Annotated in this window: 16 protein-coding genes; 5 read left to right on the top strand and 11 right to left on the bottom strand. The window is 55.3% G+C overall.

Annotated elements, in window-relative coordinates; translation table 11 throughout:
• Window positions 1–24: 24 nt before the first annotated feature.
• The 6 genes from ABWV33_RS16360 to ABWV33_RS16335 all read right to left on the bottom strand — a co-directional run bounded on the left by ABWV33_RS16360 (window position 25) and on the right by ABWV33_RS16335 (window position 5,881).
• Complete coding sequence (locus ABWV33_RS16360) at window positions 25–318, bottom strand: 4a-hydroxytetrahydrobiopterin dehydratase (protein WP_113823683.1); 294 nt, start codon at window positions 316–318, stop codon at window positions 25–27.
• Window positions 315–1,502, bottom strand: a complete 1,188-nt coding sequence (locus ABWV33_RS16355) for a GNAT family N-acetyltransferase (RefSeq protein WP_353332259.1) — start codon at window positions 1,500–1,502, stop codon at window positions 315–317. The genes ABWV33_RS16360 and ABWV33_RS16355 overlap by 4 nt, the downstream gene beginning before the upstream one ends.
• Before the next feature lie 47 nt (window positions 1,503–1,549).
• On the bottom strand, window positions 1,550–2,320 hold the full coding sequence (locus tag ABWV33_RS16350) for a glycerophosphodiester phosphodiesterase family protein (RefSeq protein ID WP_121996378.1): 771 nt from the start codon (window positions 2,318–2,320) through the stop codon (window positions 1,550–1,552).
• On the bottom strand, window positions 2,317–2,778 hold the full coding sequence (locus ABWV33_RS16345) for a RidA family protein (RefSeq protein WP_164618837.1): 462 nt from the start codon (window positions 2,776–2,778) through the stop codon (window positions 2,317–2,319). The genes ABWV33_RS16350 and ABWV33_RS16345 overlap by 4 nt, the downstream gene beginning before the upstream one ends.
• Window positions 2,779–2,849: 71 nt before the next feature.
• Entirely contained in the window at window positions 2,850–4,151 is a 1,302-nt protein-coding gene (locus ABWV33_RS16340) for an HlyD family type I secretion periplasmic adaptor subunit (RefSeq protein WP_121996376.1), read from the bottom strand.
• A complete protein-coding gene (locus tag ABWV33_RS16335) occupies window positions 4,148–5,881 on the bottom strand; it encodes a type I secretion system permease/ATPase (protein ID WP_113823678.1) in 1,734 nt (577 codons plus the stop codon). The genes ABWV33_RS16340 and ABWV33_RS16335 overlap by 4 nt, the downstream gene beginning before the upstream one ends.
• A gap of 188 nt (window positions 5,882–6,069) precedes the next feature.
• Between ABWV33_RS16335 and ABWV33_RS16330 the strand changes: the two genes are divergently transcribed.
• Together ABWV33_RS16330 and ABWV33_RS16325 are read left to right on the top strand one after the other, a co-directional pair.
• Window positions 6,070–6,852 carry an MlaA family lipoprotein gene (locus ABWV33_RS16330; RefSeq protein ID WP_113823677.1) on the top strand — a complete coding sequence of 261 codons (783 nt, stop codon included), beginning with the start codon at window positions 6,070–6,072 and terminating at the stop codon, window positions 6,850–6,852.
• A complete protein-coding gene (locus ABWV33_RS16325) occupies window positions 6,842–7,450 on the top strand; it encodes an MlaC/ttg2D family ABC transporter substrate-binding protein (RefSeq protein WP_164618831.1) in 609 nt (202 codons plus the stop codon). The genes ABWV33_RS16330 and ABWV33_RS16325 overlap by 11 nt, the downstream gene beginning before the upstream one ends.
• Before the next feature lie 51 nt (window positions 7,451–7,501).
• On the opposite strand, the gene ABWV33_RS16320 is transcribed toward ABWV33_RS16325, so the two are convergent.
• The gene (locus tag ABWV33_RS16320) at window positions 7,502–9,700 is read right to left on the bottom strand and encodes a transglycosylase domain-containing protein (RefSeq protein ID WP_353332255.1); all 2,199 of its coding nucleotides are present in this window, start codon (window positions 9,698–9,700) and stop codon (window positions 7,502–7,504) included.
• 258 nt (window positions 9,701–9,958) lie between these two features.
• Here ABWV33_RS16320 and ABWV33_RS16315 point away from each other — a divergent pair, with 258 nt between their 5' ends.
• The 3 genes from ABWV33_RS16315 to ABWV33_RS16305 all read left to right on the top strand — a co-directional run bounded on the left by ABWV33_RS16315 (window position 9,959) and on the right by ABWV33_RS16305 (window position 13,282).
• Window positions 9,959–10,297, top strand: a complete 339-nt coding sequence (locus ABWV33_RS16315; protein WP_113823675.1) for a P-II family nitrogen regulator — start codon at window positions 9,959–9,961, stop codon at window positions 10,295–10,297.
• A 14-nt stretch (window positions 10,298–10,311) separates the two neighbouring features.
• Window positions 10,312–11,643 (top strand): ammonium transporter AmtB, encoded by a 1,332-nt coding sequence (locus ABWV33_RS16310; RefSeq protein WP_121996372.1) that lies wholly within the window; start codon window positions 10,312–10,314, stop codon window positions 11,641–11,643.
• 529 nt (window positions 11,644–12,172) lie between these two features.
• Window positions 12,173–13,282 (top strand): Hint domain-containing protein, encoded by a 1,110-nt coding sequence (locus ABWV33_RS16305; protein ID WP_353332253.1) that lies wholly within the window; start codon window positions 12,173–12,175, stop codon window positions 13,280–13,282.
• 114 nt (window positions 13,283–13,396) lie between these two features.
• On the opposite strand, the gene ABWV33_RS16300 is transcribed toward ABWV33_RS16305, so the two are convergent.
• From ABWV33_RS16300 to ABWV33_RS16285, 4 genes are all read right to left on the bottom strand, one after another.
• A complete protein-coding gene (locus ABWV33_RS16300) occupies window positions 13,397–14,581 on the bottom strand; it encodes an amino acid aminotransferase (RefSeq protein WP_353332251.1) in 1,185 nt (394 codons plus the stop codon).
• Window positions 14,581–15,435, bottom strand: a complete 855-nt coding sequence (gene sseA / locus ABWV33_RS16295) for a 3-mercaptopyruvate sulfurtransferase (protein ID WP_113823672.1) — start codon at window positions 15,433–15,435, stop codon at window positions 14,581–14,583. The genes ABWV33_RS16300 and sseA overlap by 1 nt, the downstream gene beginning before the upstream one ends.
• Window positions 15,436–15,581: 146 nt before the next feature.
• Complete coding sequence (locus ABWV33_RS16290; protein WP_353332249.1) at window positions 15,582–16,373, bottom strand: hypothetical protein; 792 nt, start codon at window positions 16,371–16,373, stop codon at window positions 15,582–15,584.
• Window positions 16,370–17,146 (bottom strand): hypothetical protein, encoded by a 777-nt coding sequence (locus ABWV33_RS16285; protein WP_353332247.1) that lies wholly within the window; start codon window positions 17,144–17,146, stop codon window positions 16,370–16,372. Before ABWV33_RS16285 ends, ABWV33_RS16290 begins: the two co-directional genes overlap by 4 nt.
• Window positions 17,147–17,215 lie beyond the last annotated feature (69 nt).

The following is a 17,215-nucleotide window of genomic DNA, read 5'->3' as shown; positions in this document are numbered from 1 at the left end:
GGTCATTTCAGGCGAATCAGAACGCTAAACCATGGCTTCCATCTTGCGGGCTAACTTAGCATCCAGCGCACTCAACCCATCCACTTCGTGCGTGGTCAACACCACGGTGACCGTTTTGTAGACGTTCGACCATTCCGGGTGGTGGTTCCATTTCTCGGCCCAGATCGCCACGCGGGTCATCCAACCAAAAGCGTCAACAAAATTCTCAAAGACAAAGGTCTTGGTAATCGCATCGCGACCTTCGATCATCTGCCAGCCACATTTGAACAGCGGGTCCAGCAAAGGGCCCCGGGTTTCGTCGGATAATCTTTCCGTCATTGCTGTTCCTCCACTTGGGCCCGCTTGAACGGACCATAGTCCGTTAATAGTTCTATCTCCTGATCGACCGCCTCACGCTCGGCCTGCAAATACCTGTCGATGGCATCGGCAAACCCCGAGTCCCCGACCCAATGCAAACTGTGCGTCTGGGTCGGCAGATAGCCCCGGGCCAATTTATGCTCGCCCTGCGCGCCAGCTTCGACTCGCTGTAAACCCTCTGCGATCGCCAGATCAATTGCCCGATAGTAGCACAATTCGAAATGCAGGTACGGATGATGCTCAATACAGCCCCAATATCGGCCAAACAGGGTTTCGCGACCAACAAAGTTCAACGCTCCTGCCACATAATGCCCATCTCGTTCAGCCAGCATCATCACCATGTCGTCAGCCATGACTTCGTGTGCGATGTCAAAAAACGCTCGCGTCAGATAGGGTGACCCCCATTTTCGTGCGCCTGTATCCTGATAAAACGTCCAAAAGGCATCCCAATGCTCTGGCTTCAGGGTGTCCCCGCTAAAGCTCTCGACTGTGCCACCAAAGGCGTTGGCCTGCGCCCGTTCCTTGCGGATATTCTTGCGCTTGCGGGACGACAAAGCCCCCAAAAATCCATCAAAATCCGCATAGCCATCGTTCAGCCAATGAAATTGTTGCGTCGTCCGGGGCATCAACCCCATCTGTGTACCAATATTGGCCTCTTCTTCGGTGCAGAAAGTGATGTGCAGCGAAGACACCTGATTGTCCGCCGCCAGCTGCACCGCCCCTTGGACCAGCGCGGATTGGCCGATGCCTTCGTACCCTGGCCGGACCAGAAACCGCCGCCCCGTCGCAGGCGTAAAAGGCACCGCAACCTGCAATTTAGGATAATAGCGCCCCCCGGCTCGCTCATAGGCATGCGCCCAGTTATGGTCGAAAATATATTCGCCCTGGCTGTTTGACTTGGCATACATCGGCGCAATCCCGATCAGCATCCCGTCCAGATAGGCGGTCAGATACTGCGGTTGCCATCCGGTGCCACGTCCCACTGATCCACTTTGTTCAAGAGCCAGCAGAAAGCGGTGGGTTGTAAACGGGTCAAGCGGACGGCCACCATCTGCAGCCTCAGGGCAGGCACAGGCGTCCCATTCTTTGGCGGCAATCTGTGCCAAAGACCCGATAACCTGAATTTCGATCTGTGCCTGATCCATACTAACCCCATGCCTTCATCGATTATGTGTGGTGCAACACAACACGATCAAGCAGGATGTGCGGCCAGATACTGTTCAAACGTCACGTTTGCGGCAACTTTCCGCGCCTTTGCCTCTGCTTTGGGCGAACAGACCGTCCAACACAGAATCGCAGCCCCTTGGGCTTTGAGCTCGGCAACCCTCGGACGCTCAAGATCTGGCGCTTCGTGGCTGATGAAACTGCACCCCGCGCGTTCATAATCCGGGATTTCGCGCAGGTGATCACACGTGGCCGCCGACAAGGGCCATTCGGCCGGGTCATAGGCGCTGGTCACCAGACCGCGCGCGATATTCGGAGCCAACTCGGCCATCAAAGCGGTGCTGTTTGGATTGAACGACATCACAGCAACGGCGCCAGAATACCCAACCAAGGCCGCAGCGGTTGCCCGCTCCAAAGGGCCGACATTGGGGCCCATGGCCCCGTCTTGATCCTTGAGTTCAATCAACAAGGGCACTTGGCCCGCGACCAGCTCCAAGATTTCGGGCAATGTCGGAATACCTTCGCCGTCCCCCCCCGCCAGCGCCACAGCTTGCGCCTGTTCCGACGCCAGACCTCGGATCGGTCCAGCCTGCCCGGTGAGCCGTTTCATATCATAATCATGGAACACCATGGCCTGATCATCACGAGTCAACTGCAGGTCAATCTCGATACCGTAGCCGGCAGCGATCGCCGCGCGAATAGCCGCGCGGCTATTCTCAGGCCGCCCTCGTTTGACGTCATGCAGAGCGCGATGCGCCAGCGGCGCACCCAAAAAGACCGAGGGCAGCTGAGCTATCATTTGATCTGAAAAATCCCGTCGATTTCAACAGCAACACCCAGCGGCAACGACGGCGCGCTGACTGCAAACCGTGCGTGGCTGCCGATCTCATTCCCCAGTGCTTCGACCAAGAAATCAGAAGCGCCATTGATCACCTGAGGCTGGGCAGTGAAATCAGCGGTCGAATTTACAAACCCGCCCAGTTTCACAACCTTGACCAAACGCTCCAGATCGCCACCACAAGCTGCTTTGACCTGCGACAACAAATTGATGGCACAAACCTTGGCGGCAGCCGCGCCCGCATCCACATCCATATCGTCGCCAACCGTGCCAGTGATCAAACCACTGTCGTCTTTTGAGATCTGTCCAGAGACATAGACCAGATCGCCCACCTGCACATACGGCACATAGTTGGCAGCAGGTGCAGGGCCATCCGGCAATGTCACACCAAGGCTTTCCAGTTTTGCTTCGATACTCATGGCTCCCGCCCTCCCAAAATCGAATTCAGGCGGACGCTAACCGGGAATGCCAAGCACGAAAAGGCAAAACCTCATCCCTCGCGAAACGCTTTGGTGAAATAGTCAGCCAGCGGTTTCAGCAAATACGACAAAGGCGAACGATCCGCGGTGCGGATATAGGCCTCGACTGGCATGCCCGGGATCAAAACAGCACCCTCGGGCAATTTGCTTTGCTCATTTTCATTCAACTCGATCTCAGCCCGATAGTACGAAATACGACTGGCTTCATCCTCGAAGGCATCAGGGGACACCAATTTTACTGTTCCCTCCAGTTCAGGCGTTTCGCGCTGATCAAAGGCTGAAAACCGCAAAGTCACGGTCTGACCAACAAACAGCTTATCGATGTGAATGGTTTCAATCCGTGCTGCGATGACCAACGGGCGGTCTTGCGGTACCAGATACAAAACAGGATCCGCCGGGCGAATAACAGAGCGGGGCGTGTGCACGCTCATCCCGTAAACAATCCCTGAAACCGGGGCGGTGATATCCAGCCGGTCCATTTGTTGCTTCAAGGATCGGCGCTGTTCGGTCAATTCCAATTCTCGGAACTGGAGATCACGCAGAGTTGTGATTGCTTCTTCGCGCCGCCCAGTGTCCAACTTGAGCATCTCAATATCGAGCTCAGTTATTCGCCCTTCGGCGGAGGCCTCGCTGGCGACAAGCTCACCCAAGGTGCCCTCGAGATTAGCAACAGTGCGCAAAAGACTCAGCACGGTGCCTGCCTGCGCCAACCCTTTATCCAACAGCGTTTTTTGGTTGGTTAACTCTTCATGGATCAGCGATAATTGCGTGTCGAGTGAGACTTGCTGCGCCCGAATGCCCTCGATCTGGCTCTGGATTTGGCCACGGCGCTTTTCCAATTGCTCGATCTCACGCGCAGTGGTGTCGCGGCGCGCAAAAAACAATCGCTGCTGACCCTCAATCAGATCGACCACTTCCGGGCGCTCCAAAGCAGCATCCAAAAGCACCCGACTAAATTGGATCTTGTCACTTCCATCACGCTCGGCCTCTAAACGTCCACGTCGCGCAAGGAATTCAAACAGCTGCCCTTCAACAATCAACAACTGAGAGCTCAGCATATTGTCATCTAACTGGATCAGAGGCGCGCCAACTTTAACGCTATCCCCCTCTTCGACTAGGATTTCAGAAACAATCCCCCCATCTAGATGCTGGACAACCTGACGATTGCGATCAACTTCGATCCGACCACTGGCGATAATCGCACCTGCAATTTGCGATTTTACAGCCCAGACCCCAAACCCGCCAACCAGCACAGCCAAACCAAACACCCCAAGCAGGATCGGACGTCGCGCGGACCATTTGTTCTGGCTCATTGCACACCCCCTTGGTTTGTAGAATTCTGAATCGTTTTGTGGTTGGTAACCATCTCGCGGAGCACCTCGTCTTTAGGGCCAAATGCAACACGCGAACCAGAATCCAGCACCAACAACATATCACATTCCTGAATCGCCGCGGGTCGGTGCGCCATGATTAGCACTGATTTTCCATTGGCTTTGAGAGTCTTGATTGCTTGGTTCAAAGCCGTTGACCCTTGGTTATCAAGATTGGAATTGGGTTCATCCAGGATCACAATCACCGGATCATCGAACAGTGCCCGCGCAAGACCAACACGTTGCATCTGACCACCAGATAAGCGTCCGCCACCTGCCGACAAACGAGTATCATATCCATCCGGCAAGCTGACGATCATGTCATGCGCAGCGGCCATCTTTGCTGCCGCAATCACCTTCTCGGGATCTGGGTCCGCACCAAGTCGCGCAATGTTTTCAGCCAACGTCCCCTCAAACAGCTGGACTCGCTGTGGCAGATACCCAATGTGTTTGCCCAAATCATCGGGACCATATTGTTCAATCGAAGCCCCATCCAATCGAATGGTTCCTCCCGCAGGTCGCCAAACCCCGGTCAAAGCCCGCGCAAGGGTCGACTTGCCAGAACCCGACGGCCCAATAACACCCAAAGCCTGACCTGGTTTGACTTCAAAGTTCAACGTTTTCAATTGCGCACGTGTATCCCCGGGCGGGACAACCGTCAGTGCCTGAACCGACAACTTGGCTGCAGGTTTTGGCAAAGCGATCCGTTGTTTTTCAGGTGGCATATTGCCCAATAACTCGGACAGGCTTGTCCACCCTTTCGAAGCACGTTGCGCAACTTGCCATTGGTTAATGAGCATCTCGACAGGAGCCAACGCCCGCCCCATCAAGATGGACGCAGCGATCATCGCTCCGGGCGTGACCTCATTTTGCAACACCAAATACGCACCGAGGCCCAACATGGCAGACTGCAAAAACAACCGCAGCGTTTTGGTAAGCGAGGTAAACGATCCGCTGACATCTGTTGCTGCAATCGTTTCATTCAACGATTCATCGCGGGCAACTTTCCACCGATCGAAGGCGGCGCTTCGCATTCCCATCGCCTGAATCATTTCGGCCTCGACCCGCAATTCCTGTGATGTAATGGCCGCACGGTTTGTCGCCATTGACGCCTTCATGGCCGGAGACTTGGAAAAGAACTGATTCAACAGGGCGATACAGATCAATACAGCACCACCACCGATCGCCAACATTCCCAACCAGGGATGGAACAACGTAATTCCAAACAAGAATATCGGCGTCCACGGAAGGTCAAAAACTGCCGTCAGAACCGGCGAGGAAATAAATCTTTGAATAGACTCCAGATCAGCCAATCCAGTTTGCGCCGAGGGAACCGGCTCGACGGCCGACTGGCGAATCATCGCGTCAAAAACACGTTGATCCATTGCAGACTGAAATCGCGCTCCGGCGCGCGCCATAATTCTACCACGGGTGTGATCCAGCACTCCCATGACACCGTAAAGAAACACAACCAAAAGCGACAAGGCCACCAAGGTTTCTTCAGACCGGCTCCCAAGCACTCGGTCATAAACCTGCAGCATGTAAAGCGGGCCCGTCAGCATCAACAGGTTGGCGAAAGCACTAAAAATTCCAACAAACCAATATAAATGGCGACTTTCACGCCTTGCAGCTCTTAACTCTTCAATGCCATTTTTATCAGTAACAGATCTCATTAAATTGAATTCCACCTTTTGCTATGTGCACCTGCTTAAGGTAAGCAGGTGCAAAGATAAAAGACTGCTGTCTCTAGGCCATGAATTTTTGGTTCCTGTGTCTGTCGTGCACAAGTGATCCACGTGGTTTCATGTTCTAATAGGGTCTGATAGTCAGGCAGCACCTCGTAACTCGGATTTGAAACTGAATGAAAATTCCCTTTGGACCACTTGGCCGCGCAGTTGCGTTGTTCGTTACCATGGGTTTGACGGCTTGCGCGCAACAATCCCCTGAACAAAAGGCCAGCGGCGAGATCTTTGATCCCTACGAAAAAACGAACCGATCCATCCATTCTCTGAATCGAGGCATCGACAAAGCGTTCTTTCGCCCCGCAGCCAAGGGGTATGTGAAAATCATCCCTGACCCCATGGTGACAAGTTTCAATTCCTTTGCGGAAAACCTGTCGTTGCCGGGGCAAACCGTCAACTATCTGCTGCAGGGCAACCTGCGTGAATCCGGGGTTGCCCTGGGCCGGTTCGTGATCAATTCCACTGTTGGATTCGCGGGTCTGGCTGATCCTGCCACCGATTTTGAACTCCCCCCTGTGGACACAAATTTCGGCGAAACCCTGCATGTCTGGGGCGTCGGCGAAGGGGCCTATATTGAACTGCCCCTCTATGGTCCTTCAAACTCCCGGGATGCTGTTGGTGTCGTCGCGGATTTCTTCACCAGTCCTCTCAAATTTGCACCGACCAACCCTGTCGACAACATCGGATTTTATGCTGACGTTGTCCGCCGCATGGGCAATCGTGGTCGATATTCCGATACAGTCGATTCTATTTTGTACGGCAGCGCAGACAGTTACGCCCAAGCGCGCTTGATATACCTCCAGAATCGACGCTTTGAACTGGCAGGCGATGACGAGGATGCCTATCTAGAACTTTACTCGGACCCCTATTCAGACCCGTATGAGGACCCTTATGCCGAATAATGCCTTTTCCCGCCGGGCTTTTATAAGCACGTCACTTGTTGCCGTCTCGACGATTGCCCTGCCGCTCCCGGCATTTGCTCTGTCTGAAAGCAGCGCCAAATCGTTGATTGAATCGGTTGTGACAGACATCAACAAAGTCATCGATTCTGGGAAATCAGAAAACGCCATGCTGCGTGACTTTGAAAAGGTCTTTGTGCGTTATGCGGACGTGCCAATTATGGCCCGCTATGCCCTAGGTGTTGATGCCCGAAGCGCCAGCAAATCAGAGCTCAAAAGCTTCACCAAAGCCTTTCAAGGCTACATTTCACGTAAATACGGCCGCCGGTTCCGCGAATTCATTGGGGGCCAAGTGACCGTCAAAAAAGCGCGCAAGATCAAAGCGGGTTACGAGGTTAAGAGCTCTGTAAAACTCCAAGGCCAAGCGCCGTTCAACGTGACCTTTCTGGTGTCGGGCAAATCTGGCAAAGACAAATTCTACAACATGTATATCGAAGGTGTGAACCTGCTGTTGACCGAACGCACTGAAATCGGCGCGATGCTGGATCGCCGCAAGGGCGACATCAACAAGCTAACCAAGGATCTGTCCAAGGCTGGATAACCCTTCAGTCACCTTAGAAACAAAATCAAAGGCCCCTGTTCAGGGGCCTTTTTAGTTCCCGCCAAATATATCCTTTAGCAATTTGTCGACTGCCTGCCCAAGGTTCTTTTTCTCTTTCTTCGGTTTGGGCTGAGGCTCTGGCGTGCGGGTTGCAGGCTTGGGTGCGCGCATCGGCAGCGGGCTTGGCGTCAAACCTTCGTGCACCCGGATCATGGTCTCATGCCAGATTTCAGCGGGCAAGCCGCCCCCGGTTACCCCTTTAAGCGGGGTATTGTCATCATACCCCATCCAAACCCCGGCGACATAGTCTGCACTAAACCCGATAAACCAAGCATCCCGCGCAGCCTGCGTTGTTCCAGTTTTGCCAGCGATCTGCCAGCCCGGCAACGCCGCCCGGCGCCCTGACCCGTCAGACACAACCTTTTCCATCATCCAGATCAATTGCTGGGCCGCTTCGGCTTGAATGACACGTTCACCGATGCCGCCGCCTGCATCCATCAAAGACGCATCATCGCCCATCAACTTGAGCTCAACCAACCCATAGGGTGTCACCGAAGATCCCCCATTCAGGATACCCGCATAGGCCCCGGTCATTTCGATCAAAGTGCTTTCAGAAGCGCCCAACGCCAAAGCGGGTCCAAGGGCCAGATCACTATCGATGCCAAAATCACTGGCCACCCGGCGCACCAAATCCCGGCCTACAGATTCCGACACCTTCACCGCAGGCACATTCAACGAATCCTTGAGCGCCCGCACCAGCGTCACCTGCCCATAGTATTTGTTGGTGTAATTCTTCGGGCACCACTCACCCGATCCCGGAATGTTCTGACAATACGGCGCATCCATCACCGTATCCAAAGGAGAGTACCCCAGTTCCAAAGCCGTGGCGTAGACAAACGGCTTGAACGCTGATCCAGTTTGACGCATCGCCTGCGTGGCCCGGTTAAAGGCGCCTGTGACCCGCGTTTGACGCCCCCCAACCATGGCCCGCACAGCTCCATCCGCTGACATCACCACAATCGCTGCTTGCGCCTTGGACCCTGTGCGTACCTTTTCCTGAAATACAAACTGCATCGCCTCTTCAGCCGATGTTTGCAGGCGCTGATCCAACGTGGTGCGGATAATCACATCTTCGGTGGTGTTGCGGGTAAAGAATTCAGGCCCGCTCGACATGACCCAATCGGCAAAGTACCCCCCCGCGCGCGCTGCTGCCGCAGCAGACAGTTTGGCCGGATTGTTCCGCGCGCCTTGCGCCTCAGAAGCGGACAGATACCCCTGGTCCTCCATCAAGCCCACGATCACCCGCGCCCGATCTTGCGAGCGTTTCAGGTTGTTGGTCGGCGCATATCGCGTAGGCGCAACCAAAAGACCCGCCAGCATCGCGGCCTCAGCAGGTCCAACCTCGGCGGCCGATTTTCCAAAGTATCGCTGACTGGCCGCTTCAAAGCCGCGCGCGCCCGCGCCCAGAAACGCCCGATTGAAATAGATCGTGAGAATGTCGTCCTTGGAGTATTTGACCTCCATTGCCATCGAATAAATGGCTTCTTTAACTTTGCGCCACAATGAACCTTGGCGACAGTCATCCTCATACGCTTTCTCAGACTCCCAAGCCTCCGGGTCGAATGGCACACCCAGACACAGCAGCTTGGCCGTTTGTTGAGTAATCGTTGAGCCACCATGACCCGATAGCGGGCCACGCCCTTCACTCAAGTTGATGCGCACAGCGCTGGCCACACCGCGCGGACTGATGCCAAAATGGCTGTAAAACCGTCTGTCTTCGGTCGCGACAACAGCATTCTTTAGATAGGGGGACACAGTATCTGTGGTCACAACGCCGCCGAACTGATCCCCGCGCCAGGCAAAAACCTGCCCCTCGCGATCCAACAACGTCACCGACCCGCGCGCGCGCCCATCCAACAAGGCACTCAATTCTGGCAACGTAGAATAAACCAGCCCAACCGCCAGCGCGATCAACAATCCAACGATCAAGCTCAAACGCCAGGTAAAGCCCCAAACCAATCCCCAGATCCACGAAAAGAACCGCCGGATCAGGCCCGACAGACCCCCACCAGTTTTCCGTGGTTTTTTGCTGGCTGGTTTGCGCGTTCCCTTACGCGCGCTCTTTTTGACCGGTGCTTTTTTGGCGGGCGCCTTGGTCGATTTCGGGCTCGCAGCTGATTTTCTACGCCCACCAGAAGGGTAGCGTTTTTCCGCCACCAATGGTGGCTTTCGTCGTTTAGACTCACTCATGCTCAGCCCTGCCCGGTCTTTGCTTTTGCTCCACACTAACGTGATCCTCGACGGGTGTTGAGGTGTTAATGCTGCCCATTTCCCCTTTCTTTTACGCTCAAAAAATACGCAATCTACAATTTTTGTGCAAAAATTGTGCGAATTTTTCACTTTTGAACCATTCTTCCCGTAAGCAACCGTTTCCATGGGGCGGAAGACCGGTCTGAATTGCTGCAACTGCAAACGTCATTGTTGCATACGCAGCACGAAGGGGACCCTATGAAACTCATCATTGCGACCATCAAACCATTCAAGCTGGAGGAAGTCCGCGAAGCCCTGACCGACGCAGGCATCCGTGGCATGATGGTGACAGAAATCAAGGGCTTTGGCTCACAATCGGGCCATACCGAAATCTATCGCGGCGCTGAATACGCGGTGAACTTTGTCCCGAAAATCAAACTTGAGATCGTCGTGCCCGCATCCATGACCGATCAGATCGTCGAAACAATCTCGTCCACGGCCAAGACCGGCAAGATTGGCGACGGCAAAATCTTTGTCCTCGACGTCGATCAGGCCGTCCGCGTGCGGACCGGCGAAACCAACGACGACGCGCTTTGAAGGAAACCGAACCTATGACTTTGATGAAAACCCTTACCCCCGCCGCGCTGCTGATCGCGCTGCCCTCGCTGGGCTGGGCCCAAGACACCGCCGTTGATCCCAACGAGGTCGCCCTGCACACCAAATACATCCTGACCTCGCTGCTGTTCCTGATGGGCGGGTTCCTTGTGTTCTGGATGGCCGCCGGTTTCGCCATGCTCGAAGCAGGCCTCGTGCGGTCCAAAAACGTAACCATGCAGCTGACCAAGAACATGGCGCTCTTTTCGCTGGCTGCCGTGATGTACTGGCTGGTTGGTTTTAACCTGATGTACCCCGGTGATGGCTGGACCGTGACCGGCTTTATCGGTGCGTTCTCACCCACCGTTCTGGAAGCGGTTGGGCTGGAAGCCACGGAAACCGATCTCAGCTATGCCTCGGTTGGCTCTGACTTCTTCTTTCAGTTGATGTTCTGCGCCACCACAGCGTCAATCGTGTCCGGCACCATGGCCGAGCGCGTCAAACTGTGGCCCTTCCTGCTGTTTGTTGTTGTCCTGACAGGCTTTATCTATCCGATCGAAGCATCCTGGCAGTGGGGCGGTGGCTGGCTCAGCGAGCTTGGCTTTAGCGATTTCGCAGGCTCGACCCTTGTCCACGCAGCTGGTGGTTTCGCAGCCCTTGCAGGTGCCATGGTTCTTGGCCCACGTATCGGCAAGTACAAGAAAGACGGCCGCGTTGTTCCCATTCCCGGTTCTAATCTGGCACTTGCAACATTAGGCACATTTATCCTGTGGCTGGGTTGGTTCGGCTTTAACGGCGCCTCGCAGCTGGCAATGGGTACCATCGGTGACGTCGCTGACATCAGCCGCATCTTTGCCAACACCAACATGGCCGCTGCGGCCGGTGCGATCGCCGCGCTGGTCCTGACCCAAGTGATGTTTGGCAAGGCCGACCTGACGATGGTTCTGAACGGCGCGCTGGCTGGTCTGGTGTCCATCACCGCTGAACCGCTTGCACCATCCTTGTTCCAAGCGCTGCTCATTGGTGCTGTTGGTGGCGTGATCGTCGTCTTCGCCGTACCGTTCCTGGACCGGATCAAGATCGACGACGTGGTCGGTGCCATCCCGGTTCACCTGATTGCAGGTCTGTGGGGAACGCTGGTCGTGGTCTGGAGCAATTCCGACGCCTCACTCAGCGCTCAGCTCATCGGTTTCTTCTCGATCGGTCTGTTTGTCTTTGTTGTCAGCTATGTGTTCTTTACCATCATCAAAGCAACTATCGGCCTGCGGGTTAGCGAAGAAGAAGAGATCAACGGTCTCGACATGGCAGAACTGGGCATGGAAGCATACCCTGAGTTCTCTAAGGGCTAACAAACGCACAAAATCCAAACAAAGGCCCGGGCATGTGTCCGGGCCTTTTTACGTCTAAGACCCGGCCTAAAGAATGACGCGGTGCAGCAGATTCGACAGGCCAAAGTCAGGGGTAACAGGGCGTACGCAGGGATAACCGCCGCAGTGCGGCACGTTTCACCCCGCCCGCCCGTCTGAGTCGTTCCCCCGGTTTGGGGAATTTGACTGCTCTTTCGTACGATCCCCCTATGCCGAAACCACTAATTTGGCATCGAGATTTTTCTGTTTGGGGAGTTTCTACGTCTTTTTGTACGATTGCCCCAAATCACGAAGGACGGTGGTTAACGCGTCTGAAATTTAAGCACATTTTGCGAAATATTTTGATGACTTCAGCGTCCCAAAAGTTCCATTCTTTCGCCGCATTCGAAATCTAAATGTTTCTCAAGAGTCGCAGTGCTGGTTTGTTGAATGAGTAAAATGTGCTTTGAGCGCACCGTTCTTTTGGCAGACCGCAGAGATGATGCGCTTTTAGCTACAGGAACGATTTGAAATGCCCGCTTTTAGTATAATCAACGGTAATTCGACGACCTTTACCGATACGACTCCCGGCGGCGGGTTGGTCATTGATTTCGTCGCACTCGACAACAGTGTCAGTGTGACAATCAATGGCGTGGATCTCTTTATTGGTGGCCCTTCGGGAGCCCCGAATGAGCTCCAGTTTCAGGTAAGCGGCACCTCAGGTCAGACAGTTCGATTTGCTGACGGAGACGAATATGAAAGCGACACACCTGCGATCTGGCAACTCGGAAATACCGGATCTGCGCCGGTATTTCGACTGGAAATAGAACCAGACGGTACGATCGCAATGTTTGGCGTGAAAGCCAACAATGGGCCGCTCGAACCGCTAGAGGTTTTTAACGGATTGACGGTCAACACAGCAGCGATTGACGCCGCTTGGAATGACAGCGGTGACAATACGATTGTCATTGATCAGCAAGTCACCGGACCGACAAATGCCAGTGGGGAATTTGTTGACGTTGTCTGTTTTTCATCAGGAACCCTGATTGAGACGTTGCAGGGTCCCATGCGTGTTGAGACCCTGACGACGAGAGATCAGGTTCTGACTTATGACGGTAGCTATGAACCCATTCGTTGGATTGGCTCGCGCCGATTGAGTTCTGCCCAGCTTGAGGCCAATCCAAAACTCAAGCCAATTCAAATACGCGCCGACGCATTGGGTACAGGATTCCCAATGCAGGATTTGAGCGTGTCGCCGCAGCACCGTGTTCTTGTGTCATCACGCATTGCCATGCGGATGTTTGGGTCCAGAGACGTGTTGATCCCTGCACGCAAACTGCTTCCGTTGAGTGGCGTTGATATCGTTGAGAACACGGCAGGTGGCGTAGAATATTGGCATATTCTGTTTGATGATCACCAAGTCATCTGGTCCAACGGAACCCCTTCAGAAAGCCTGTTTACAGGGCCCGAAGCGCTGAAGGCGGTATCGCCCGGCGGGCGTGAAGAGATACAAAAGTTGTTTCCGCAGGTCTGCAAACCGGATTTCAAGCCAAATGCGGCCCGTCACATACCCGAAAAGGGGAAGCGGGTGAGAAAGCTGGTGCAGCGTCATCAGGCGAATAACATACCTTTGTATTGTTAAACCTCCGTCCCCCTGCGTGAATGCAGCCGCCAATTGGCGAAGAGTGCCCACAAAAAAGCCGCCTGTTTCGGGAACAGGCGGCTTTTTCTATTCTAGGAATTTGGGTCTGTTGGATCAGATCCCGGAGTCGATGATCGCTTTGGCCAGAATAGGCACGGATTTTGCGTTCAGACCGGCGATGTTCATCCGGCTGTCGCCAACCATGTAAATCCCGTGATCCGCGCGCAGTTTTTCGACCATCTCGGGCGTGGTGCCCAGACGCGAGAACATGCCCCGGTGTTGTGCAAGGAAACCGAACCGGTCAGAGCCGGACAGGCGCTGCAGTTCGTCCGCCAGTTGCTGGCGCAGGGCCAGCATCGACAGGCGGGTTTCTTCCAGCTCAGCTTTCCAATCCGCGCAGAGTTCGGGATTGTTCAGAATGGTGGTCACAACGCGCGCGCCATGGTCTGGCGGGAACGAGTAGTTCTGGCGGTTCAGGAACGACAGGGTCGCCTGATTCAGCGCTGTCTGGCTGGCATCATTGCTGACGGCCATCAACAGGCCGGTGCGTTCACGGTAGACACCAAAGTTCTTGGAGCAGGACGCTGCGATCAGGCATTCCTTGACAGAGGAGGCCACCAATCGGGTCGCCTGTGCGTCTTCGTCGAGACCATCGCCAAAGCCCTGATAGGCAATGTCGATCATCGCCACGAGGTTCTTTTCGTTGATCAGGTCAATGACCGCCTGCCACTGAACGAGGTTCAGGTTGGCGCCGGTTGGGTTGTGGCAGCAGCCGTGCAACAGCACAACGTCGCCTGCGTTGGCTTGGCCCAGATCCGTCATCATGCCGTCGAAATCAACGCCACGGGTTTCGCTGTCGAAATAGCGATAGGGGGCCACTTCGATGCCCAGATAGTTCAGGATCGAAATGTGATTGGGCCATGTGGGGTTGGACACGAACACGCGCGCTTCGGGGCTGGCCATCTGGATCAGTTCAAACGCCTGACGACACGCGCCGGTGCCACCGGGGGTCGCGGCCGCGCCAACGTTTTCACGCGCAACGGCATCGCCAAGGATCAGTTTGATCATCGCGTCCGAATAGGCCGGATCGCCGGTCAGGCTGACGTAGGCTTTGGATTCCTGTTCTTCCCACACGATCTTTTCGGCGGCTTTCACAGCGCGCATGACGGGCGTCACGCCATCGGCGTTTTTGTAAACGCCCACACCCAGATCGATTTTCGTGTCGCGCGGGTCTTCGCGATACGCTTGCACAAGAGCCAGAATCTTGTCTGCTGGCTGCGCCTTGAGGTTCTCGAACATCAGTTCTCTCCAGTTGCGACGGGCAGGGTTGGGAATGCACCCCATTCAGCCCAGGAGCCGTCATAAAGCGAGTAGTCGGACTTGCCCAAACGATGCAGGGCAAGGGATAGAATCGCGGCGGTCACGCCGGACCCGCAGGATGTGATGGCGGGCTTTTTCAGATCGACACCGGCAGCTTCAAAGATCGCGCGGGTATCATCGACGGATTTCATCGTGCCGTTGCTGTTGAGCAGGTTGCCAAACGGAACGTTCTTTGATCCCGGAATGTGGCCCGAGCGCAGCCCCTCGCGGGGTTCGGCGGCTTTGCCCTGAAAACGGTCGGCGGCGCGGGCATCAATGATCTCATGATCGCCCAGTTTGGCGGCGGCTGAGACCTGTGTCACATCGCGCACCAGATGGTTTTGTACCCGCACTGTCATGTGACGATCCCGAATCACGGGCGGCAGATCTTCGATCTCGCGCCCTTCGGCCTGCCATTTAGGCAAGCCGCCATCCAACACGGCGATGTTTTCCTGTCCCATCAGCTTGAACAGCCACCAGACGCGCGCGGCGGACATCAGCCCAGCGCCGTCATAGACAACAACCTGATGCCCGTCCCCGACGCCCATAGCGCGCAGACGTGACATGAATTTCTCAACCGGGGGAACCATATGCGGCAAATCAGAGCGATGATCGCTGATGTCGTCGATGTCAAAAAAGCGCGCCCCGGGAATGTGCGCGGCGTCATATTCCGCCTTTGCATTCCGGTTCTGTGCCGGCAAATACCACGACCCATCCAAAATCCGCAAATCCGGATCCTTGAGATGAGCGGCCAGCCAGTCGGTGGACACAAGAGTTTTCGGATCGTCCAGCATGAGAGCCCCTCCTATCGCACACTTTGTCCCTACAACCGCGCGGGTGTAGGTTCAAGTTTAGATGCCCCGCCGAGGTCGGTATTCAAAAGATCAAATCAAATCCAGCACGCAATCCGCCGCAATCGGGGGATTTCAGCCCCGAAACGTCACATACGGCGGGGGATCACCCCTTTGGCCTGTAGCGCGTTCAACACATCCAGAATCGTTGCCGCGGACACGTCCACCGAGCCCTTCAATTGCGCCCCAACGCCGCCATCGCCCATTTCACGCGTCCCGCCTGTGAAGTTCTGCGGCGTGAGCGAGGCCAGCTCGGGCGGCAGGGTCAGGCAAATGGGGTGCTGTTCGAGAAAGGCATCACTGGTTTCAATGAACAAATCCTGTGCCTTGGTCATGAATTCGCGTTGATCCGCGACGCCATCCGCCGGATCCTTCAGCGCCAGAGCCAAGTCTTCGACACCGAAATACAGGCACTGCCCCCGCACATTCAACGAGGCCGCTGCCGTCAGGCTGATGACTTCGGAAAACACTTGTTCACCGCGATCAATTGGGCGCAGCTTGTCCCGATCACAGGCATAAAATTCCGCATGGAACTGCCCCTCGACCGACAGGCTGTCACCCTTGGCTGAGACCAGAAGCTTGGGATTTGACAATCTGGCATTGCAGGTGTCGATAAACGGCTCTTGCGGAAAGGCGCTGCGCGCACCCTGTTGCAGCTGCCGCAGGTCCAGCACCACATCAAAGCCAAGCCGGGATGGGGTTTCGTCGGACAGATCCAGATCCACGGTATAAGGCAGTTGGGTATCCTGCACCTGAATCGTTTCTGTCAGGCGATAGCTGACCTGATCAGCCTGTGCGGCTGTTCCCAAAAGGCCAACAGTCATGAGGCCACAGATCACATTCCGGCCCAAACAGCGGGGCCACATCATAGCAAACATCATTGCGTCCCTTCCTGTTTTTTTGCCTGCGCCAGCAACAGCAGATCCACCAATGTGGTCGCGCTGACATCGACCGACCCGTTCAGGTACGCCCCGATACCGCCTTTGCCGATCTCATGCGTGCCACCAGATCGGAAATCAGGCTCTAACATGGCCAATTCGGGTGGCAGTTCAGGGCAGATTGGATGCTTTGCCAGCACCTCGGCGCTTTTCTCTAGGATCAGCGTCTGCGCCTTTTCGGTCAGGTTCAACACATCCGCCACCCCGCCCAGAAACCCGGTCGGGTCCAGCGTCACGTCGACGAGTTTCAGAACAAGACACTGGCCTTTGACTTCGGCACTCGCCTTGGCTTGGAAATTGACGTTTTGCCCCAACAGCAAGGCCCCCCGATAATGGGTCTTGGGATCATCATCGTCGCACAAGAAGAACTTGGCCTGAAACTGTCCGCTGACTGCGACGGCTTTTCCCTCGGCATGGGCTTCGGCAATCGCGACGGCATATTTCGCCTTGCAGGTTTCCTGTAAAACGCCGGAAAACAACCCCGGCACATTGGCCTGCACATGGCGCATGTCCAACACGGCCGCGATCCCCATCCGGGTCTTGCCCGCCTCGCGCAGGCGAATGTGCAACGCATAGGGTATCTGCGCGCCTTTGGCGGCCACTGTACGGGATATCGAAAGGTTAAAGTCGTCCGCATATGCGGTGCTGGCCATCCCCATCACAACAACGGGAAGCACCCGCATCCTGAAGAGCAAAGCAATAATAAATCTGGTCAATTTCCGGGTCAGAATGAAATCAGGCAAAAGCGACCTCGCACAAGAATACGAGTGTGAGCCTAGCAGCGA

Origin of the sequence: Phaeobacter sp. NW0010-22, from assembly GCF_040365955.1 — a bacterium.
Lineage (GTDB): Bacteria > Pseudomonadota > Alphaproteobacteria > Rhodobacterales > Rhodobacteraceae > OMPR01.
This window is presented reverse-complemented; position numbering and strand designations above follow the sequence as displayed.